Consider the following 17,205-nt stretch of genomic DNA (forward strand, 5'->3'; position numbering starts at 1 on the left):
AGCCTATGAGGGCTAGCGAATGACTCTTAGCCCTCATGCTTCATCTTATCAATAATAATTAATTAAAAATTTAACAATGAGTCAGAAAATCAGAATTAAACTGAAATCTTACGATCATAACTTGGTTGATAAGTCAGCTGAAAAGATTGTAAGAACTGTGAAGGCAACAGGTGCTATCGTAAGTGGTCCTATTCCATTGCCAACTCACAAAAGAATTTTTACTGTTAACCGTTCGACTTTCGTAAACAAGAAGTCACGTGAACAGTTTGAATTGTCTTCTTATAAGAGACTTATCGACATCTATAGCTCAACTGCTAAGACAGTAGATGCTTTGATGAAGTTAGAGTTACCAAGTGGAGTAGAAGTAGAAATTAAAGTTTAATCAATTAAAATTTAACTGAAATGCCAGGATTATTAGGAAAGAAAATCGGAATGACATCCGTATTCAGTGCTGATGGTAAGAATGTACCATGCACTGTTATCGAAGCTGGTCCTTGTGTAGTTACTCAGATTAAGAGTGTAGAAAAAGATGGTTATGCTGCTGTTCAGGTAGGTTTCCAGGACAAGAAAGAAAAGCATACTACAAAGCCTTTGATGGGACACTTTAAGAAAGCTGGTGTAACTCCAAAGAGACACTTGGCCGAGTTCAAAGATTTCTCACAGGAATTGAATTTAGGAGACACTATTACTGTAGAATTGTTCAATGATTCAGCTTATGTTGACGTTATTGGTACTTCTAAGGGTAAAGGTTTCCAGGGTGTTGTAAAACGTCATGGTTTCGGCGGTGTCGGACAGACTACACACGGTCAGCATAACCGCGCACGTAAACCGGGTTCTATCGGTGCTTGTTCTTACCCAGCAAAAGTATTCAAAGGAATGCGCATGGGCGGACAAATGGGTGGTGATAGAGTGACTACTCACAACTTGCAGGTATTAAAAGTAATTCCTGAACATAACCTTCTTCTTATCAAAGGTTCAGTTCCAGGTTACAAAGGTTCAATCGTAATAATTGAGAAATAATGGAAGTTAACGTATTAAATATTAAAGGTGAAGATACTGGTAGAAAAGTAGCTCTTAACGACGCTATCTTCGGTATTACACCAAACGATCACGCTATCTATCTTGATGTTAAGCAGTACATGGCTAATCAGCGCCAGGGAACTCACAAATCAAAAGAAAGAAGCGAAATTAGCGGTTCTACTCGTAAATTGGGTCGTCAGAAAGGTGGTGGCGGTGCACGTCGCGGTGATATCAACTCTCCACTTTTGGTAGGTGGTGCTCGCGTGTTTGGTCCTAAACCACGTGATTATTGGTTCAAATTAAATAAGAAGGTTAAGGCTTTAGCACGTAAATCTGCTTTAGCTTATAAGGCTCAGAGTAACAACATCGTAGTAGTTGAAGATTTCAGTTTTGAAGCTCCAAAGACTAAAGAATTTATAAATGTTGTGAATAATCTGAAAGTGGCTGGCAAAAAGCTACTTATGGTTTTGCCGGAAGCAAATAAAAACGTATATTTGTCCGCTCGAAACTTAGAGCGTACAAACTTGGCAATTGCTTCTGCGTTAAATACTTACTCTGTATTGAATGCAGAAACTCTTGTTGTAACTGAGAGTGCATTGAAAGCTATCGAGGAAACCTTAGTTAAATAATTAAAGGAGGCTTAGTAAAATGGGAATTATTATTAAACCGTTAGTAACAGAAAAAATGACAGCTATAACTGAAAAGTTCAATCGTTTCGGTTTTATTGTGCGTCCTGATGCTAACAAATTAGAGATTAAGAGTGAAATCGAAGCTTTGTATAACGTAACAGTTCTTAATGTAAACACTATCCGTTATGCTGGTAAGAACAAGAGCCGTTATACTAAATCTGGCCTGATTAAAGGTCGTACTAATGCTTACAAAAAAGCAATAGTGACATTGAAAGAAGGCGATACTATTGATTTTTATAGCAATATTTAATAAATAAGATGGCAGTACGTAAATTTAAGCCCACAACACCGGGGCAGAGACACAAAATTATTGGTACTTTTGAAGAAATTACTGCATCGGTACCAGAAAAATCTCTTGTATGTGGAAAGCGTTCTACTGGTGGTCGTAACCACGTTGGTAAAATGACAATGCGCTATATCGGCGGTGGTCATAAGAGAAAATTCCGTTTCATCGACTTCAAGAGAAATAAAGACGGTGTTCCAGCAGTAGTTAAGACAATAGAGTACGATCCAAACCGTTCGGCTCGTATCGCTTTGTTGTTCTACGCTGATGGAGAAAAGAGATATATTATTGCTCCTAATGGATTGCAAGTTGGCAGCACTTTGATGTCTGGAGCGACTGCAGCGCCTGAGATTGGTAATGCACTTCCGCTTGAAAACATTCCTGTAGGTACAGTTATTCACAATATTGAATTACGTCCAGGACAAGGTGCAGCTTTAGTAAGATCGGCTGGTAATTTTGCTCAGTTGACTTCTCGTGAAGGAAAATATTGTGTAATTAAATTGCCTTCAGGTGAAGTAAGACAAATCTTGAGTGCTTGTAAAGCTACTATCGGTAGTGTAGGTAACTCTGACCACGCACTTGAATCTTCTGGTAAGGCAGGACGTTCTCGTTGGTTAGGTCGTCGTCCACACAACCGTGGTGTTGTAATGAACCCTGTTGATCACCCAATGGGTGGTGGTGAAGGACGTCAGTCTGGAGGTCACCCAAGATCACGTACAGGCTTGTATGCTAAGGGCTTGAAGACTAGAGCACCTAAGAAACAGTCTTCTAAGTATATAATTGAGAGAAGAAAGTAATAACTGATTAATTGAGTAAATTATGAGTCGTTCATTAAAAAAAGGTCCATATATTAATGTAAAACTGGAAAAGAAGGTGCTTGCTATGAATGAAAGCGGCAAGAAATCAGTTGTTAAGACTTGGGCCAGAGCTTCAATGATTTCGCCTGATTTTGTTGGGCATACTATTGCAGTTCATAACGGTAACAAATTTATTCCTGTTTATGTTACAGAAAACATGGTAGGTCACAAGTTGGGAGAATTCGCTCCTACTCGTACATTCCGTGGACACGCCGGTAACAAGAAAAAATAACAGGAAACTTGTTTGAAAAATAATAAAGTAAATAATAATGGGAGCAAGAAAAAAAATATCGGCTGAAAAAAGAAAAGAAGCCCTTAAAACCATGTATTTTGCCAAGTTGCAGAATGTTCCTACATCTCCAAGAAAAATGCGTCTCGTGGCTGACATGATCCGTGGAATGGAAGTGAATAGAGCACTTGGTGTACTGAAGTTTTCTTCTAAAGAAGCTTCTGCAAGAGTGGAAAAATTGTTACGCTCTGCTATTGCTAACTGGGAACAGAAAAACGAACGTAAGGCTGAAAGCGGTGAACTGTTTGTAACTAAGATTTATGTTGATGGTGGTGCAACTCTTAAACGTATGAGACCAGCTCCACAGGGTAGAGGATACAGAATCCGCAAACGCTCAAATCATGTGACTTTGTTCGTTGATTCTAAAAATACTAATGATAATCAAAATTAAGAGTAGATGGGACAGAAAGTTAATCCGATAAGCAACCGTTTAGGAATTATCAGAGGATGGGATTCAAATTGGTACGGTGGCAAAAATTATGGTGACGCTTTGCTCGAAGACAGCAAAATCCGTAAGTACTTGAATGCCAGACTTGCTAAAGCAAGCGTTTCAAGAATTGTAATTGAACGTACTCTGAAATTGGTGACAATCACTGTATGCACTGCTCGTCCAGGTATTATCATAGGTAAAGGTGGTCAGGAAGTTGATAAGTTGAAGGAAGAGTTGAAGAAGATCACTGACAAAGATATTCAGATTAATATCTTCGAAGTTAAAAGACCTGAGTTAGACGCTGTGATTGTTGCTAATAACATTGCACGTCAGGTTGAAGGAAAAATCGCTTACAGACGCGCTATCAAGACTGCAATTGCTAACACAATGCGTATGGGCGCTGAAGGTATAAAGATCCTTATCTCCGGACGTTTGAATGGTGCTGAAATGGCTCGTTCAGAAATGTACAAGGAAGGACGTACTCCACTTCATACATTCCGTGCTGATATCGACTATTGTCATGCAGAAGCATTGACAAAAGTAGGTCTTCTTGGTATTAAGGTATGGATATGCCGTGGCGAAGTTTATGGAAAACGTGAGTTGGCTCCTAACTTCACACAGACTAAGGAAACAGGCCGTGGCAACGGTGCAAACAATGGTGGAAAGAATTTCCGTAAGAAAAGAAACAACAATCGCTAACGAATTTGAATTTTAGGAATTATGTTACAACCGAAAAAGACAAAATTCAGAAGACAGCAGAAAGGTAGCGCTAAAGGTAATGCCCAGAGAGGTCATCAGTTGGCTTTTGGTACATTTGGTATCAAATCTTTACAGACAAAATGGATCACTGGACGTCAGATTGAAGCAGCTCGTATTGCTGTAACAAGATATATGCAGCGTCAGGGACAGATTTGGATACGTATATTCCCTGATAAACCTATTACTCGTAAACCTGCCGATGTACGTATGGGTAAAGGTAAAGGTTCTCCAGAAGGATTTGTTGCTCCGGTAACTCCAGGACGTATCCTGATTGAAGTTGAAGGAGTTCCTTTTGATATTGCTAAAGAAGCTCTGCGCCTTGCAGCTCAGAAACTTCCAGTTACTACTAAGTTTATTGTTAGACGTGATTACGACGCAAGTCAAAATGCTTAATTGAGATATGAAGATAGCAGAAATAAGAGAAATAGCTACTAGCGAATTAGCTGAAAGAATACAGACTGAAGAAGCTAATTACAAACAGATGGTTTTGAATCATTCAATCTCTCCTTTGGCTAATCCTGCTCAGATTAAACAGTTGCGTAAAACTATCGCAAGAATGAAGACAGAATTGCGTCAGAGAGAACTTAACAAATAATAATGGTCCACATGGAAGTTAGAAATTTAAGAAAAGAAAGAACTGGTGTTGTTATTAGCAACAAGATGGATAAGACCATTACTGTTGCTGCTAAGTTTAAAGAGAAACACCCTATTTATGGTAAGTTCGTTAGCAAAACGAAGAAATACCATGCTCACGATGAGAAGAACGAATGTCTTCCAGGCGATACAGTTCGTATCATGGAAACTCGTCCATTGAGCAAAACTAAGAGATGGAGATTAGTTGAAATTATTGAAAGAGCTAAGTAATCATGATACAGACAGAATCAAGACTTACAGTGTGTGACAACAGTGGTGCTAAGGAAGCTCTTTGTATCCGTGTTTTAGGCGGTACAAAAAGACGTTATGCCTCTGTTGGGGATGTTATTGTAGTTTCAATAAAGAGTGTAATCCCTTCAAGTGATGTTAAAAAAGGTGCCGTATCAAAAGCCCTGATCGTACGTACTAAGAAAGAAATTCGTCGTGCTGACGGTTCTTATATTCGTTTTGATGATAATGCTTGCGTATTGCTTAACAACGCTGGCGAAATTAGAGGAAGTCGTATCTTTGGTCCGGTTGCAAGAGAATTGCGTAATGCAAACATGAAAGTAGTTTCTTTGGCACCTGAAGTACTTTAATTTTGTAAAAGATTTAAGTAATGAGTAAATTACATATTAAAAAAGGCGATACAGTTTACGTTAACTCTGGTGAAGATAAAGGTAAGACTGGACGTGTGTTGAAAGTTCTTGTTAAAGAAGGACGCGCTTTGGTAGAAGGTATCAATATGGTATCTAAGAGTACTAAGCCTAATGCTAAGAACCCTCAGGGAGGTATTGTGAAACAGGAAGCTCCTATTCACATCTCAAACCTTAACCCTGTTGATCCTAAAACAGGCAAACCAACACGAATTGGTAGAAGAGAAAGTTCTGACGGAAGAACATTTGTTCGTTATGCAAAAAAATCAGGAGAGGAGATCTAATAAATGAGTAATACTACAAGCCTAAAGAAAGAATATGCTGAGCGTATAGCTCCAGCATTGAAGAATCAATTCCAGTATTCTTCAACAATGCAGATTCCGGTTCTCAAGAAGATTGTTATCAATCAAGGTTTGGGAATGGCTGTAGCTGACAAGAAGATCATTGATGTTGCAATAAACGAGTTGACTGCAATTACTGGTCAGAAAGCTGTTGCGACTGTATCTCGTAAGGATATCGCAAACTTTAAGTTACGTAAAAAAATGCCTATCGGTGTTATGGTAACTTTGCGTCGTGAAAGAATGTATGAATTCCTTGAAAAACTTGTTCGTGTAGCTTTGCCACGAATCCGTGACTTCAAAGGTATTGAAAGCAAGTTTGATGGTAGAGGTAATTATACTCTTGGTATCCAAGAGCAGATTATCTTCCCTGAAATCAATATAGATAGCATCACAAAAATCTTAGGTATGAATATCACTTTCGTGACTTCTGCTAAGACTGATGAAGAAGGTTATGCTCTTTTGAAAGAATTCGGTTTACCGTTTAAAAACGCTAAAAAAGATTGATAAGCTATGGCAAAAGAATCAATGAAAGCTCGTGAAGTAAAGAGAGCTAAACTTGTTGCAAAATATGCTGAGAAGCGTGCTGCACTCAAGAAAATCGTTAATACAGGTGATCCTGTTGAAGCTTTTGAAGCTGCACAGAAATTGCAAGATCTTCCTAAAAACTCAAATCCGATTCGTTTGCACAACCGTTGCAAACTTACTGGCCGTCCAAAAGGTTATATGCGTCAGTTCGGAATTTCACGTATTCAGTTCCGTGAAATGGCATCTAACGGTTTGATCCCGGGTGTAAAGAAAGCTAGCTGGTAAGATTTTTTATTATTAAATATTGTCAGGGTAGTCCTGATTAATTTAACAATTTTATTTTATGACAGATCCAATAGCAGATTATCTCACTAGATTGAGAAATGCAATTAGTGCTAAGCACAGAGTAGTAGAAGTGCCTGCATCAAATTTGAAAAAAGAGATTACAAAAATCTTGTTTGACAAAGGTTACATTCTGAACTACAAATTTGTAGAAGATGGTCCTCAGGGAACTATCAAAGTGGCTTTGAAGTATGATGCCGTTAACAAGGTTAACGCCATTAAGAAACTTATTAGAGTTTCAACTCCAGGTATGCGTAAATACACTGGATACAAAGACATGCCGAGAGTAATTAATGGATTAGGTATTGCAATCATATCTACTTCCAAAGGTGTAATGACAAACAAGGAAGCTGCTGAATTGAAAATAGGTGGTGAAGTTCTTTGTTATGTATATTAATTAGGAGGATAAACTATGTCAAGAATTGGTAAATTGCCTATTTCTATACCTTCAGGAGTTACAGTAACTCTTAAGGATAATGTAGTTAGCGTTAAGGGACCTAAAGGAGAATTGAGTCAGTTTGTTGATCCTTCTATCAATGTTGAAATAGCTGATGGTCACGTTGTATTGACTGAGAATGAAAATGCTTTGCTTGATAACCCAAAACAGCGTCACGCTTTCCACGGTTTGTATCGTGCATTGATCAACAACATGGTTGTTGGTGTTTCTCAGGGTTACAAGAAAGAGTTGGAACTTGTCGGTGTAGGTTATCGTGCTTCAAATAATGGAAATATAATCGATTTCGCATTAGGTTATACACACAATATATTTTTGCAGTTGCCACCTGAAGTAAAAGTTGAAACTAAGTCTGAAAGAAATAAGAACCCACTTATAATTTTGGAATCTTGTGACAAACAGCTGCTCGGTCAGGTTTGTTCAAAAATACGTTCTTTCCGTAAGCCTGAACCTTACAAAGGAAAAGGTATTAAGTTTGTTGGCGAAGAAATTCGTAGAAAGTCTGGTAAGTCAGCTGGTGCTAAATAATTCACTTAAATACGTATAATTATGACAACAAAAATAGAAAGACGAATTAAGATCAAATATAGAGTACGCAATAAAATTTCAGGTACTCCTGAACGTCCGCGTATGAGTGTATTTAGAAGTAACAAGCAGATTTACGTTCAAGTAATCGACGACTTGAATGGTAAAACACTTGCAGCAGCTTCATCTCTTGGTATGGAAGCATGTCCAAAGAAAGAACAGGCAGCTAAAGTTGGTGAATTGATCGCTAAGAAAGCTCAGGAAGCTGGTATTACGACTGTCGTATTCGACCGTAATGGTTACTTGTATCATGGGAGAGTAAAAGAAGTAGCTGATGCTGCTCGTAACGGTGGACTTAAATTTTAATGAATTATGGCAGTTAATAATAGAGTTAAGATCACTAACGATATAGAGTTAAAAGATAGACTGGTTGCTATCAACCGTGTTACTAAAGTTACAAAAGGTGGTAGAACATTCAGCTTTTCTGCTATTGTTGTAGTAGGAAATGAAGATGGTATCATCGGTTGGGGGCTTGGTAAAGCTGGTGAAGTTACAGCAGCAATCGCTAAAGGTGTAGAAGCTGCTAAGAAAAACCTTACTCGCGTTCCTGTATTGAAAGGAACTGTTCCTCACGAACAGTCTGCTAAATTTGGCGGTGCTGAAGTTTTCATCAAGCCTGCTTCTACAGGTACAGGAGTTGTTGCTGGAGGTGCAATGCGTGCAGTACTTGAAAGTGTTGGTGTAACTGACGTTTTGGCTAAGTCAAAAGGTTCTTCAAACCCTCACAATTTGGTTAAAGCTACTATCAAAGCTTTGGGCGAAATGAGAGATGCAAGAATGGTTGCACAGAACAGAGGTGTAAGTTTGGATAAAGTATTTAGAGGATAAGGAGGAAAACATGTCAACTATAAAGATTAAGCAAATTAAGAGTAGAATTGGTGCTCCTGCTGACCAAAAAAGAACATTGGATGCACTTGGTCTTCGTAAGATGAATCGTGTGGTTGAACACGAAGAAACTCCATCAATCCTTGGTATGATTGAGAAGGTAAAGCACCTTGTACAAATCGTTAAGTAATATATTGTTAATAATAAAGATTTTACAATATGAATTTAAATAGTTTAACTCCAGCAGAAGGCTCTGTAAAGACTAGAAAAAGAATTGGTCGTGGACCAGGTTCTGGTTTAGGTGGAACTTCTACAAGAGGACATAAAGGAGCAAAGTCTAGATCTGGTTATTCAAAGAAGATCGGATTCGAAGGTGGTCAGATGCCTCTTCAGCGTCGTGTTCCGAAATTTGGTTTTAAGAATATCAACCGTGTAGAATATAAAGCAATTAACCTTGATACAATTCAGGCTTTGGCTGATGCTAAAAACTTGACAAAAGTTGGTATCAATGATTTGATTGAAGCTGGTTATATTTCTTCAAAACAGTTAGTGAAAGTTCTTGGTAACGGTAGTTTAACTACTAAACTTGATGTTGAAGCAAATGCTTTCTCAAAAAGTGCAGTAGCTGCAATCGAAGCCGTTGGTGGTAATGCAGTAAAACTCTGATTAAATGAGAAAATCTATTGAAACATTAAAAAATATATGGAATATTGAGGATCTGAGAAAACGGATCCTCATTACCATATTGTTTGTCGCAATTTACCGTTTAGGTTCGTATGTGGTTCTTCCAGGTATCAACCCTGAAATGTTGTCAAAATTGCATGAGCAGACAAGTGAAGGTCTTCTTGCTTTGTTGAATATGTTTTCTGGTGGTGCTTTCTCTAATGCATCTATATTCGCATTGGGAATTATGCCATACATCTCAGCATCAATCGTGATTCAGTTGTTGGCTATTGCTGTTCCATATTTCCAGAAATTACAGCGCGAAGGTGAAAGTGGAAGAAGAAAAATCAATCAATATACACGTATATTGACATTATTGATTCTTATTTTCCAGGCACCGTCTTACTTGATCAACTTAAAGTTTCAAGCTGGACCAGCTCTTAATGCTTCATTAGATTGGACTTTCTTTATAATTACATCTACAATAATACTGGCAGCTGGTAGTATGTTTGTTCTTTGGTTAGGTGAACGTATTACAGACAAAGGTATTGGTAATGGTATCTCATTGATCATTATGGTGGGAATTATAGCTCGTCTTCCTCAAGCATTTGGAGGTGAGTTAGTATCTCGCTTGACATTGGCAGAAACTGGTGGTGTCATAATGTTCATTATTGAAATTGTTGCCTTGCTTGCAGTTATCGCAGCTGCTATTATGTTGGTTCAGGGAGTTCGTAAAGTTCCAGTACAATATGCAAAACGTATTGTTGGAAACAAACAATATGGTGGCGCTAGACAGTATATACCATTGAAAGTAAATGCTGCGAATGTAATGCCTATCATCTTTGCTCAGGCAATCATGTTTATTCCTATTACATTCATCGGTTTTTCTAATACAGAAAATGCCAGTGGTATAATGAGATCTTTAATTGATCATACTAGCTTTGCATACAATTTGGTCTTTGCAGTTTTGATTATTGTCTTTACTTATTTCTATACAGCAATTACAATAAATCCTAACCAGATGGCTGAAGACATGAAGAGAAATAATGGTTTTATTCCTGGTATAAAACCTGGTAAACAAACTTCTGATTACTTGGATACAATTATGACAAGAATCACATTGCCGGGTTCTATTTTCCTTGCCATTATTGCAGTTCTTCCTGCTTTCGCTGGTTATTTTGGTATTCAAGCTGAATTTGCTCAATTCTTCGGAGGTACATCTTTGTTGATCTTGGTTGGAGTTGTACTTGATACTCTTCAGCAAGTTGAAAGCCATTTGTTGATGAGACATTACGATGGCTTGTTAAGCTCAGGAAGAATTAGAGGACGTTCTGGAAACGTTGCTGCTTACTAATTACTCTATGATAATTCTTAAAACTGATGATGAGATAGAGCTACTTCGTCAAAGTAACCTTCTTGTTGGAAGGACTTTGGCTGAAGTAGCCAAATTAATAAAACCTGGAGTTACTACCAGACAACTTGATAAGGTTGCAGAAGAGTTTATACGTGATAATGGAGCGATACCAACTTTTAAAGGTTTTCCTAATCCGTATGGTTCTCCTTTCCCTGCTTCAATTTGTACGTCAGTAAATAGTCAGGTCGTGCATGGAATACCGAATGATGAGCCATTGAAAGATGGCGATATCGTCTCAGTAGATTGCGGAACTTTTTTAAATGGTTTTTGCGGTGATTCAGCGTACACATTTTGTGTTGGAGAAGTAAGTCCGGAAGTTCGCCAATTATTAAAAGTAACAAAAGAAGCATTGTACAAAGGTATTGAGAATGCAGTTCATGGAAGGCGATTGGGTGACATTGGATATGCAGTCCAGAGTCATTGCGAATCTTATCATTACGGCGTAGTTAGAGAATTTGTTGGGCATGGCATTGGAAGAGATATGCACGAAGATCCGGCTGTTCCTAATTATGGTAAGCGTGGTAGTGGTACACTCTTAAAGAAAGGTATGTGCCTTGCAATAGAACCTATGATAACTTTGGGAGACAGGAAGATTTATCTTGAGAAAGATAATTGGTCTGTCAGAACCCGAGACAATAGTTTTGCCGCTCATTTCGAACATACGGTGGCAGTAGGTATAGGAAAGGCTGATATCTTATCATCTTTTGAATTTATAGAACAAGTATTAGAAGAAAAGTAAATAATAAATATGGCAAAACAATCTGCAATAGAACAAGATGGTGTAATAGTTGAAGCATTGTCAAATGCAATGTTTCGAGTTGAACTTGAGAACGGACATGAGATAACAGCTCATATCTCTGGAAAGATGAGAATGCATTACATTAAGATACTTCCTGGTGATAAGGTGAGAGTTGAAATGTCTCCATATGATTTATCAAAAGGAAGAATTGTTTTCCGATATAAATAATAGAAATTAAGATATGAAAGTAAGAGCTTCATTAAAGAAACGTACGCCAGAATGTAAGATCGTTAGACGTAATGGCCGTTTGTATGTTATTAACAAGAAAAATCCTAAGTATAAACAACGTCAAGGATAATTTATTATTTTTGCAAAAAAAATAATTTAGTTTATGGCTATAAGAATAGTTGGTGTAGATTTGCCTCAGAATAAAAGAGGTGAGATTGCGTTAACATACGTATATGGTATAGGACGCAGTAGTTCAGCAAAAATTTTGGATAAGGCAGGTGTTGACCGTGACCTGAAAGTAAAGGATTGGTCAGATGATCAGGCTGCAAAAATCCGTGAAATCATCGCTGCTGAATATAAAGTAGAAGGTGATCTTCGTTCAGAAATCCAGTTAAACATTAAGAGATTAATGGATATTGGTTGCTATCGTGGTGTTCGTCACCGTTTGGGACTTCCTGTAAGAGGACAGAGTACTAAGAACAATGCTCGTACACGTAAGGGAAGAAAGAAAACTGTTGCAAATAAGAAAAAAGCTACTAAATAATAATTGTTGATATGGCAAAAAAAACAGTCGCAGCTAAAAAAAGAAATGTGAAGGTTGATGCTAACGGACAGTTGCATGTTCATTCATCATTCAATAACATCATTGTTTCTTTAGCAAATAGTGAAGGTCAGATTATTTCTTGGTCTTCTGCAGGTAAAATGGGATTTAGAGGTTCAAAGAAGAACACTCCATACGCAGCACAGATGGCTGCACAGGATTGTGCAAAGGTAGCATTTGACCTCGGATTGAGAAAGGTTAAAGCATACGTTAAGGGTCCAGGTAACGGACGTGAGTCTGCTATTAGAACCGTACACGGAGCCGGAATCGAAGTTACTGAAATTATCGATGTAACACCATTGCCTCATAACGGTTGTCGTCCTCCTAAGAGAAGAAGAGTATAATATTAGACACCTGTATTAATAACAATTAAAATTTCAAATAAAAATGGCTAGATATACTGGACCAAAAAGTAGAATTGCACGTAAATTCGGTGAAGCTATCTTCGGAGCAGATAAAGTTTTAGCAAAAAGAAATTATCCTCCTGGACAGCATGGAAATACTCGCCGTAGAAAAACATCTGAATACGGTGTCATGTTGGCTGAAAAACAGAAAGCTAAATATACTTACGGTGTACTTGAAAAACAGTTCCGTAATATGTTTGAAAAAGCAGCAAGTCAGAATGGTATTACTGGTGAACTTTTGTTACAGGCACTTGAATGTCGTCTTGATAATGTTGTGTTCCGTTTGGGTATCGCCCCAACTCGTGCTGCAGCTCGTCAGTTGGTAGGTCACAAGCATATTGTTGTTGATGGTAAAGTTGTTAACATCCCATCATATGCTGTAAAACCTGGTCAGTTGGTAGGTGTACGTGAAAAATCTAAGTCACTCGAAGTTATTGAAAATGCGTTGACTGGATTCAACCACAGCAAATACCCTTGGTTAGAATGGGATCAGAACTCTAAGACTGGTAAGATGTTGCACATACCACAGAGAGCTGACATTCCAGAAAACATAAAAGAACACTTAATCGTTGAATTGTACTCTAAATAATAATTAATTTCATGGCGATATTAGCATTTCAAAAACCAGATAAAGTATTAATGTTAGAAGCGGATTCTAAATTCGGTAAATTTGAATTCCGTCCGCTTGAACCCGGTTTCGGTATTACCGTAGGTAATGCTTTACGCCGTATTCTTCTTTCTTCTTTGGAAGGTTATGCAATCAACACTATCCGTATTGAAGGTGTAGAACATGAATTTGCAACTATTCCTGGTGTAAAAGAAGATGTGACTAACATTATCTTGAATCTGAAGCAAGTAAGATTCAAGCAGATAGTTGACGAATACGAAAATGAAAGTGTCAGCATAACTGTTGAGAATTCAACTGAATTCAAGGCAGGTGACATTGGAAAGCATTTGACCGGATTTGAAGTGTTAAATCCTGAATTGGTTATTTGCCATTTAGACTCAAAAGCAACTATGCAAATAGACATTACAATTAACAAAGGTCGCGGATACGTTCCAGCCGATGAAAATCGTGTGTATTGCACTGATGTTAATGTAATTCCTATTGATTCTATTTATACTCCGATACGTAATGTCAAGTATTCTGTTGAAAACTTCCGTGTTGAACAGAAAACAGACTTTGAAAAGCTTGTACTTGAAATTAGTACGGATGGTTCCATTCATCCAAAGGAAGCGCTTAAAGAAGCTGCAAAAATATTGATTCATCACTTTATGTTGTTCTCTGATGAAAAGATCACACTTGAAGCATCAGATGCAGACAGCAACGAAGAATTCGATGAAGAAGTATTGCACATGAGACAATTGCTCAAGACTAAGTTAGTCGATATGGACCTTTCGGTTCGTGCGCTTAATTGTCTTAAGGCTGCAGATGTTGAGACACTTGGTGATCTCGTTCAGTTCAATAAGACTGATCTTCTTAAGTTCAGAAACTTTGGAAAGAAATCGCTCACTGAGCTTGATGATTTGCTCGAGAGTCTGAATCTTACGTTTGGAACAGATATTTCTAAATATAAATTAGATAAAGAATAAAAAATGAGACATAATAAAAAATTTAACCATTTAGGTCGTACTGCTTCTCATAGAAACGCAATGTTGTCAAACATGGCATGTTCTTTGATCAAGCACAAAAGAATCACTACGACTGTTGCGAAGGCTAAAGCTTTGAAAAAGTTCGTTGAACCTTTGATTACTAAATCTAAGGAAGATACAACAAACTCACGTCGTGTAGTATTCAGTAACTTGCAGGATAAGTTTGCTGTAACAGAACTTTTCAAAGAAATCTCTGTTAAGGTTGCTGATCGTCCAGGCGGTTATACTCGTATAATTAAGACTGGTAACCGTTTAGGTGATAACGCTGAAATGTGTTTCATCGAGTTGGTTGACTACAACGAAAACATGGCTAAGAGCGTTGCCAAGAAGACAACTCGTACACGTCGTTCTAAAAAATCTGCTGCAACTGAAGCACCGGCAGAAACTACTACTGAAGCAACAACAGAGGAAGCCCCTAAAGCTGAATAATTCTGTAAATGCTATATATAAAAATGCTGTCTCAAGATTTCTTGGGACAGCATTTTTTATTTCTTCCTATTTCCTGTATGTACCCTTATTGTAGGTTTACTGCATTATACTTTTCTATCTTTCCTTTCTTCTACAATTTTTCTTGCATAGACTTCTTCTTCCTTATTAACCAATACTAGTACGGCTCCACCCATACCAGAATATGGTGAAGTAACAGCTGACAATGTTTCGTCTTTTATCATAGCTTGAACACCTTCAGATTCTAATAAGCCTTTTACTAATTCAGCCTCCCAAAGATTGCCTTTGAAAACTTCTACTAATGAGTCATAATTGATTTCTGCCATAGCTATAATCTTTTAATGGTTAATAATAATCGGTTAACACTCTCTGTTATTTTCAAAGTTAAGTTTTTTTCTTCTTAAAAGCAAATAAATCATAGTTAAACAAACAGTACGGTAATGATTTTCACTTAATATTGTTTTTTTACCAATAAATTATCATATTTCAAAATTTAATCCTAATTTTGCGAATATTGGATTGAAAAACGTGAAATTATGAGTCTAAATGAAACTTTAGAAGTCGTAAGACTAGCTTCCCGTAAGTTAGCTCTTCTTGATACAAAGAAAATCAATGAGATCCTTATTGCTGTAGCTGATGCAGCTATTGATAACATTGAAAGGATTTTGACAGCAAACGCTATGGATCTTCAAAAGATGGAAGTTTCTAATCCCAAGTATGATCGTTTGAAGCTAACCAGAGAGAGAATATGTGATATAGCTTCAGACATACGTAATGTAGCCTCCTTACCATCACCTTTAGGTAATGTCCTGTATGAAGACGTACGTCCGAACGGTTTGAAAATAAAGAAGGTCAGTGTGCCGTTTGGAGTAATAGGAGTTATTTATGAAGCACGTCCAAACGTTAGCTTTGATGTTTTTTCTCTCTGCATGAAAAGCGGTAGTACTTGTGTGTTGAAAGGTGGAAGTGATGCATATAATTCCAATATGGCTATCGTAGAAATAATCCGCGAAGTGCTTGTAAAATTTGCAGTTGATGAAAATATAGTAACCTTATTGCCAACAGACAGAGAAACTACTACCGAACTTCTACATGCGAATGGATATGTAGATTTGATAATACCACGTGGCAGCAGTAACCTTATCAATTATGTGCGTACTGAAGCTACCGTGCCTGTAATTGAAACCGGAGCGGGAATTTGTCATACTTATTTTGATTTGGCAGGTGATGTCAATAAAGGCGCTCGAATAGTCAATAACGCCAAGACAAGGAGAGTCAGTGTATGCAATGCTTTGGACTGCCTTCTGATACACTCCGACAGACTCTCAGATTTGCCCCAGATTTGCTCGGAATTATCTTCCAGCAATGTTATCATATACGCAGATAAATCCTCATACGATGCCTTAAAAGGCACTTATCCGGCAGAATTATTGCAACCAGCCACAAAAGATAGTTACGGAACAGAATTTCTTGATTATAAAATGGCAATAAAAACCGTGAGCAATATAGATGAAGCCATCAATCATATATTCAAATACAGTTCAAAACACAGTGAGTGTATAGTGACAGAAGATAAAAATGCAGCAGAGTATTTCAGACGAGCTGTCGATGCTGCCTGTGTTTATGTGAATGCTCCGACTTCGTTTACTGACGGTGCACAGTTTGGCTTGGGTGCAGAGATAGGGATCAGTACCCAGAAACTCCATGCCCGTGGCCCGATGGGACTGAAAGAGATAACCACTTACAAGTGGATTATAGAGGGAAACGGTCAGATAAGGAAGTAAACATTAATATTTATGTAATAATATTCGTTGTTATAGCGTATAATTGTATTTTTATTGTATTTTTGCTATCGAAAACTAATTAATATACATACATCTTATGAAAACATATACTAACGTATTCGACTTGGGTGACTTGAAAACAGCTTTGGCTGAAGCTTTCGAGATAAAGAATGACAGATATAAATATGAATCATTGGGAAAGCACAAAACATGCTTGCTGATATTTTTCAATAATAGTCTTCGTACACGTTTAAGCACACAGAAGGCAGCGCGTAATTTAGGAATGGATGTGATAGTGTTGGACGTTAATCAGGGAGCATGGAAGCTTGAAACAGAACGTGGAGTTGTTATGGATGGTGATAAGAGCGAACATCTTCTGGAGGCAATACCGGTGATGGCTTCTTATTGTGACATAATCGGTGTCCGTTCGTTTGCACAATTTGAGAGTCGCACAGACGATTATACCGAGAAAATTCTTAATCAGTTCATCAAATATTCAGGCAAGCCTGTATTTTCTATGGAAGCTGCTACAGGACACCCTCTTCAGGCGTTTGCAGATCTTATCACTATAGAAGAATATAAGA

The 17,205-nt window shown here is 37.7% G+C and carries 32 protein-coding genes and 1 pseudogene; 32 read left to right on the top strand and 1 reads right to left on the bottom strand.

The window, feature by feature from the left end:
- Window positions 1-76: 76 nt before the first annotated feature.
- From rpsJ to rplQ, 30 genes are read left to right on the top strand one after another with little or no spacing between them, the layout of a single operon-like run.
- Window positions 77-382: a 30S ribosomal protein S10 gene (rpsJ, locus tag NW213_RS11465; protein WP_002558075.1), complete on the top strand. Its 306-nt coding sequence runs from the start codon at window positions 77-79 to the stop codon at window positions 380-382.
- A gap of 20 nt (window positions 383-402) precedes the next feature.
- On the top strand, window positions 403-1,020 hold the full coding sequence (gene rplC, locus NW213_RS11470; protein ID WP_154043497.1) for a 50S ribosomal protein L3: 618 nt from the start codon (window positions 403-405) through the stop codon (window positions 1,018-1,020).
- Window positions 1,020-1,649 carry a 50S ribosomal protein L4 gene (rplD, locus tag NW213_RS11475; RefSeq protein ID WP_154043496.1) on the top strand — a complete coding sequence of 210 codons (630 nt, stop codon included), beginning with the start codon at window positions 1,020-1,022 and terminating at the stop codon, window positions 1,647-1,649. The genes rplC and rplD overlap by 1 nt, the downstream gene beginning before the upstream one ends.
- A 19-nt stretch (window positions 1,650-1,668) precedes the next feature.
- Window positions 1,669-1,959, top strand: a complete 291-nt coding sequence (rplW, locus tag NW213_RS11480; RefSeq protein WP_154043495.1) for a 50S ribosomal protein L23 — start codon at window positions 1,669-1,671, stop codon at window positions 1,957-1,959.
- Window positions 1,960-1,967: 8 nt separating this feature from the next.
- Complete coding sequence (rplB, locus tag NW213_RS11485; protein WP_154043494.1) at window positions 1,968-2,789, top strand: 50S ribosomal protein L2; 822 nt, start codon at window positions 1,968-1,970, stop codon at window positions 2,787-2,789.
- Window positions 2,790-2,811: 22 nt separating this feature from the next.
- Complete coding sequence (rpsS, locus tag NW213_RS11490; protein WP_013618002.1) at window positions 2,812-3,081, top strand: 30S ribosomal protein S19; 270 nt, start codon at window positions 2,812-2,814, stop codon at window positions 3,079-3,081.
- Window positions 3,082-3,118: 37 nt separating this feature from the next.
- Window positions 3,119-3,529 (top strand): 50S ribosomal protein L22, encoded by a 411-nt coding sequence (rplV, locus tag NW213_RS11495; protein WP_154043493.1) that lies wholly within the window; start codon window positions 3,119-3,121, stop codon window positions 3,527-3,529.
- 6 nt (window positions 3,530-3,535) lie between these two features.
- On the top strand, window positions 3,536-4,267 hold the full coding sequence (gene rpsC / locus NW213_RS11500) for a 30S ribosomal protein S3 (protein ID WP_258322867.1): 732 nt from the start codon (window positions 3,536-3,538) through the stop codon (window positions 4,265-4,267).
- Window positions 4,268-4,288: 21 nt separating this feature from the next.
- Window positions 4,289-4,720 carry a 50S ribosomal protein L16 gene (gene rplP / locus NW213_RS11505; protein WP_154043491.1) on the top strand — a complete coding sequence of 144 codons (432 nt, stop codon included), beginning with the start codon at window positions 4,289-4,291 and terminating at the stop codon, window positions 4,718-4,720.
- Window positions 4,721-4,727: 7 nt separating this feature from the next.
- On the top strand, window positions 4,728-4,922 hold the full coding sequence (gene rpmC / locus NW213_RS11510; RefSeq protein ID WP_154043490.1) for a 50S ribosomal protein L29: 195 nt from the start codon (window positions 4,728-4,730) through the stop codon (window positions 4,920-4,922).
- Between the two features lie 11 nt (window positions 4,923-4,933).
- On the top strand, window positions 4,934-5,191 hold the full coding sequence (gene rpsQ, locus NW213_RS11515) for a 30S ribosomal protein S17 (RefSeq protein ID WP_154043489.1): 258 nt from the start codon (window positions 4,934-4,936) through the stop codon (window positions 5,189-5,191).
- 2 nt (window positions 5,192-5,193) lie between these two features.
- Window positions 5,194-5,559 carry a 50S ribosomal protein L14 gene (rplN, locus tag NW213_RS11520; protein WP_154043488.1) on the top strand — a complete coding sequence of 122 codons (366 nt, stop codon included), beginning with the start codon at window positions 5,194-5,196 and terminating at the stop codon, window positions 5,557-5,559.
- Window positions 5,560-5,579: 20 nt separating this feature from the next.
- Complete coding sequence (gene rplX, locus NW213_RS11525; RefSeq protein ID WP_154043487.1) at window positions 5,580-5,900, top strand: 50S ribosomal protein L24; 321 nt, start codon at window positions 5,580-5,582, stop codon at window positions 5,898-5,900.
- Between the two features lie 3 nt (window positions 5,901-5,903).
- On the top strand, window positions 5,904-6,461 hold the full coding sequence (gene rplE, locus NW213_RS11530) for a 50S ribosomal protein L5 (protein WP_154043486.1): 558 nt from the start codon (window positions 5,904-5,906) through the stop codon (window positions 6,459-6,461).
- Between the two features lie 6 nt (window positions 6,462-6,467).
- The gene (gene rpsN / locus NW213_RS11535; protein WP_154043485.1) at window positions 6,468-6,767 is read left to right on the top strand and encodes a 30S ribosomal protein S14; all 300 of its coding nucleotides are present in this window, start codon (window positions 6,468-6,470) and stop codon (window positions 6,765-6,767) included.
- A gap of 58 nt (window positions 6,768-6,825) precedes the next feature.
- On the top strand, window positions 6,826-7,221 hold the full coding sequence (rpsH, locus tag NW213_RS11540) for a 30S ribosomal protein S8 (RefSeq protein WP_154043484.1): 396 nt from the start codon (window positions 6,826-6,828) through the stop codon (window positions 7,219-7,221).
- A gap of 15 nt (window positions 7,222-7,236) precedes the next feature.
- On the top strand, window positions 7,237-7,806 hold the full coding sequence (gene rplF / locus NW213_RS11545; RefSeq protein WP_154043483.1) for a 50S ribosomal protein L6: 570 nt from the start codon (window positions 7,237-7,239) through the stop codon (window positions 7,804-7,806).
- A 21-nt stretch (window positions 7,807-7,827) separates the two neighbouring features.
- Window positions 7,828-8,169: a 50S ribosomal protein L18 gene (gene rplR, locus NW213_RS11550; RefSeq protein ID WP_154043482.1), complete on the top strand. Its 342-nt coding sequence runs from the start codon at window positions 7,828-7,830 to the stop codon at window positions 8,167-8,169.
- Window positions 8,170-8,175: 6 nt separating this feature from the next.
- Complete coding sequence (rpsE, locus tag NW213_RS11555) at window positions 8,176-8,691, top strand: 30S ribosomal protein S5 (RefSeq protein WP_204390357.1); 516 nt, start codon at window positions 8,176-8,178, stop codon at window positions 8,689-8,691.
- A 10-nt stretch (window positions 8,692-8,701) separates the two neighbouring features.
- Window positions 8,702-8,878, top strand: coding sequence for a 50S ribosomal protein L30 (gene rpmD, locus NW213_RS11560; RefSeq protein WP_154043480.1), 177 nt, complete (start codon window positions 8,702-8,704; stop codon window positions 8,876-8,878).
- A 29-nt stretch (window positions 8,879-8,907) separates the two neighbouring features.
- On the top strand, window positions 8,908-9,354 hold the full coding sequence (rplO, locus tag NW213_RS11565; protein WP_154043479.1) for a 50S ribosomal protein L15: 447 nt from the start codon (window positions 8,908-8,910) through the stop codon (window positions 9,352-9,354).
- A 4-nt stretch (window positions 9,355-9,358) separates the two neighbouring features.
- Entirely contained in the window at window positions 9,359-10,705 is a 1,347-nt protein-coding gene (gene secY, locus NW213_RS11570) for a preprotein translocase subunit SecY (protein ID WP_154043478.1), read from the top strand.
- 7 nt (window positions 10,706-10,712) lie between these two features.
- The gene (gene map, locus NW213_RS11575; protein ID WP_235339975.1) at window positions 10,713-11,504 is read left to right on the top strand and encodes a type I methionyl aminopeptidase; all 792 of its coding nucleotides are present in this window, start codon (window positions 10,713-10,715) and stop codon (window positions 11,502-11,504) included.
- A gap of 9 nt (window positions 11,505-11,513) precedes the next feature.
- Window positions 11,514-11,732 carry a translation initiation factor IF-1 gene (gene infA, locus NW213_RS11580; protein WP_002558052.1) on the top strand — a complete coding sequence of 73 codons (219 nt, stop codon included), beginning with the start codon at window positions 11,514-11,516 and terminating at the stop codon, window positions 11,730-11,732.
- 13 nt (window positions 11,733-11,745) lie between these two features.
- On the top strand, window positions 11,746-11,862 hold the full coding sequence (gene ykgO, locus NW213_RS11585; RefSeq protein ID WP_002558051.1) for a type B 50S ribosomal protein L36: 117 nt from the start codon (window positions 11,746-11,748) through the stop codon (window positions 11,860-11,862).
- Between the two features lie 33 nt (window positions 11,863-11,895).
- Window positions 11,896-12,276, top strand: a complete 381-nt coding sequence (rpsM, locus tag NW213_RS11590; RefSeq protein ID WP_154043476.1) for a 30S ribosomal protein S13 — start codon at window positions 11,896-11,898, stop codon at window positions 12,274-12,276.
- An 11-nt stretch (window positions 12,277-12,287) separates the two neighbouring features.
- On the top strand, window positions 12,288-12,677 hold the full coding sequence (gene rpsK / locus NW213_RS11595) for a 30S ribosomal protein S11 (protein WP_005844897.1): 390 nt from the start codon (window positions 12,288-12,290) through the stop codon (window positions 12,675-12,677).
- A gap of 43 nt (window positions 12,678-12,720) precedes the next feature.
- On the top strand, window positions 12,721-13,326 hold the full coding sequence (rpsD, locus tag NW213_RS11600; protein ID WP_154043475.1) for a 30S ribosomal protein S4: 606 nt from the start codon (window positions 12,721-12,723) through the stop codon (window positions 13,324-13,326).
- A gap of 11 nt (window positions 13,327-13,337) precedes the next feature.
- Window positions 13,338-14,330, top strand: a complete 993-nt coding sequence (locus NW213_RS11605) for a DNA-directed RNA polymerase subunit alpha (protein ID WP_154043474.1) — start codon at window positions 13,338-13,340, stop codon at window positions 14,328-14,330.
- Window positions 14,331-14,333: 3 nt separating this feature from the next.
- Entirely contained in the window at window positions 14,334-14,819 is a 486-nt protein-coding gene (gene rplQ / locus NW213_RS11610) for a 50S ribosomal protein L17 (RefSeq protein WP_258322868.1), read from the top strand.
- Between the two features lie 104 nt (window positions 14,820-14,923).
- Here the strand turns inward: rplQ and NW213_RS11615 are convergent, their stop codons facing one another.
- On the bottom strand, window positions 14,924-15,163 hold the full coding sequence (locus NW213_RS11615) for a DUF2007-related protein (protein WP_154043472.1): 240 nt from the start codon (window positions 15,161-15,163) through the stop codon (window positions 14,924-14,926).
- 210 nt (window positions 15,164-15,373) lie between these two features.
- Between NW213_RS11615 and NW213_RS11620 the strand changes: the two genes are divergently transcribed.
- On the top strand, window positions 15,374-16,621 hold the full coding sequence (locus tag NW213_RS11620; protein ID WP_258322869.1) for a glutamate-5-semialdehyde dehydrogenase: 1,248 nt from the start codon (window positions 15,374-15,376) through the stop codon (window positions 16,619-16,621).
- A gap of 97 nt (window positions 16,622-16,718) precedes the next feature.
- Window positions 16,719-17,205 (top strand): annotated as a pseudogene (locus NW213_RS11625) (acetylornithine carbamoyltransferase); the annotation flags it as partial.

Source organism: Bacteroides sp. ET336, from assembly GCF_024733815.1.
In the GTDB taxonomy this organism is placed as follows: Bacteria; Bacteroidota; Bacteroidia; order Bacteroidales; family Bacteroidaceae; genus Phocaeicola; species Phocaeicola cellulolyticus.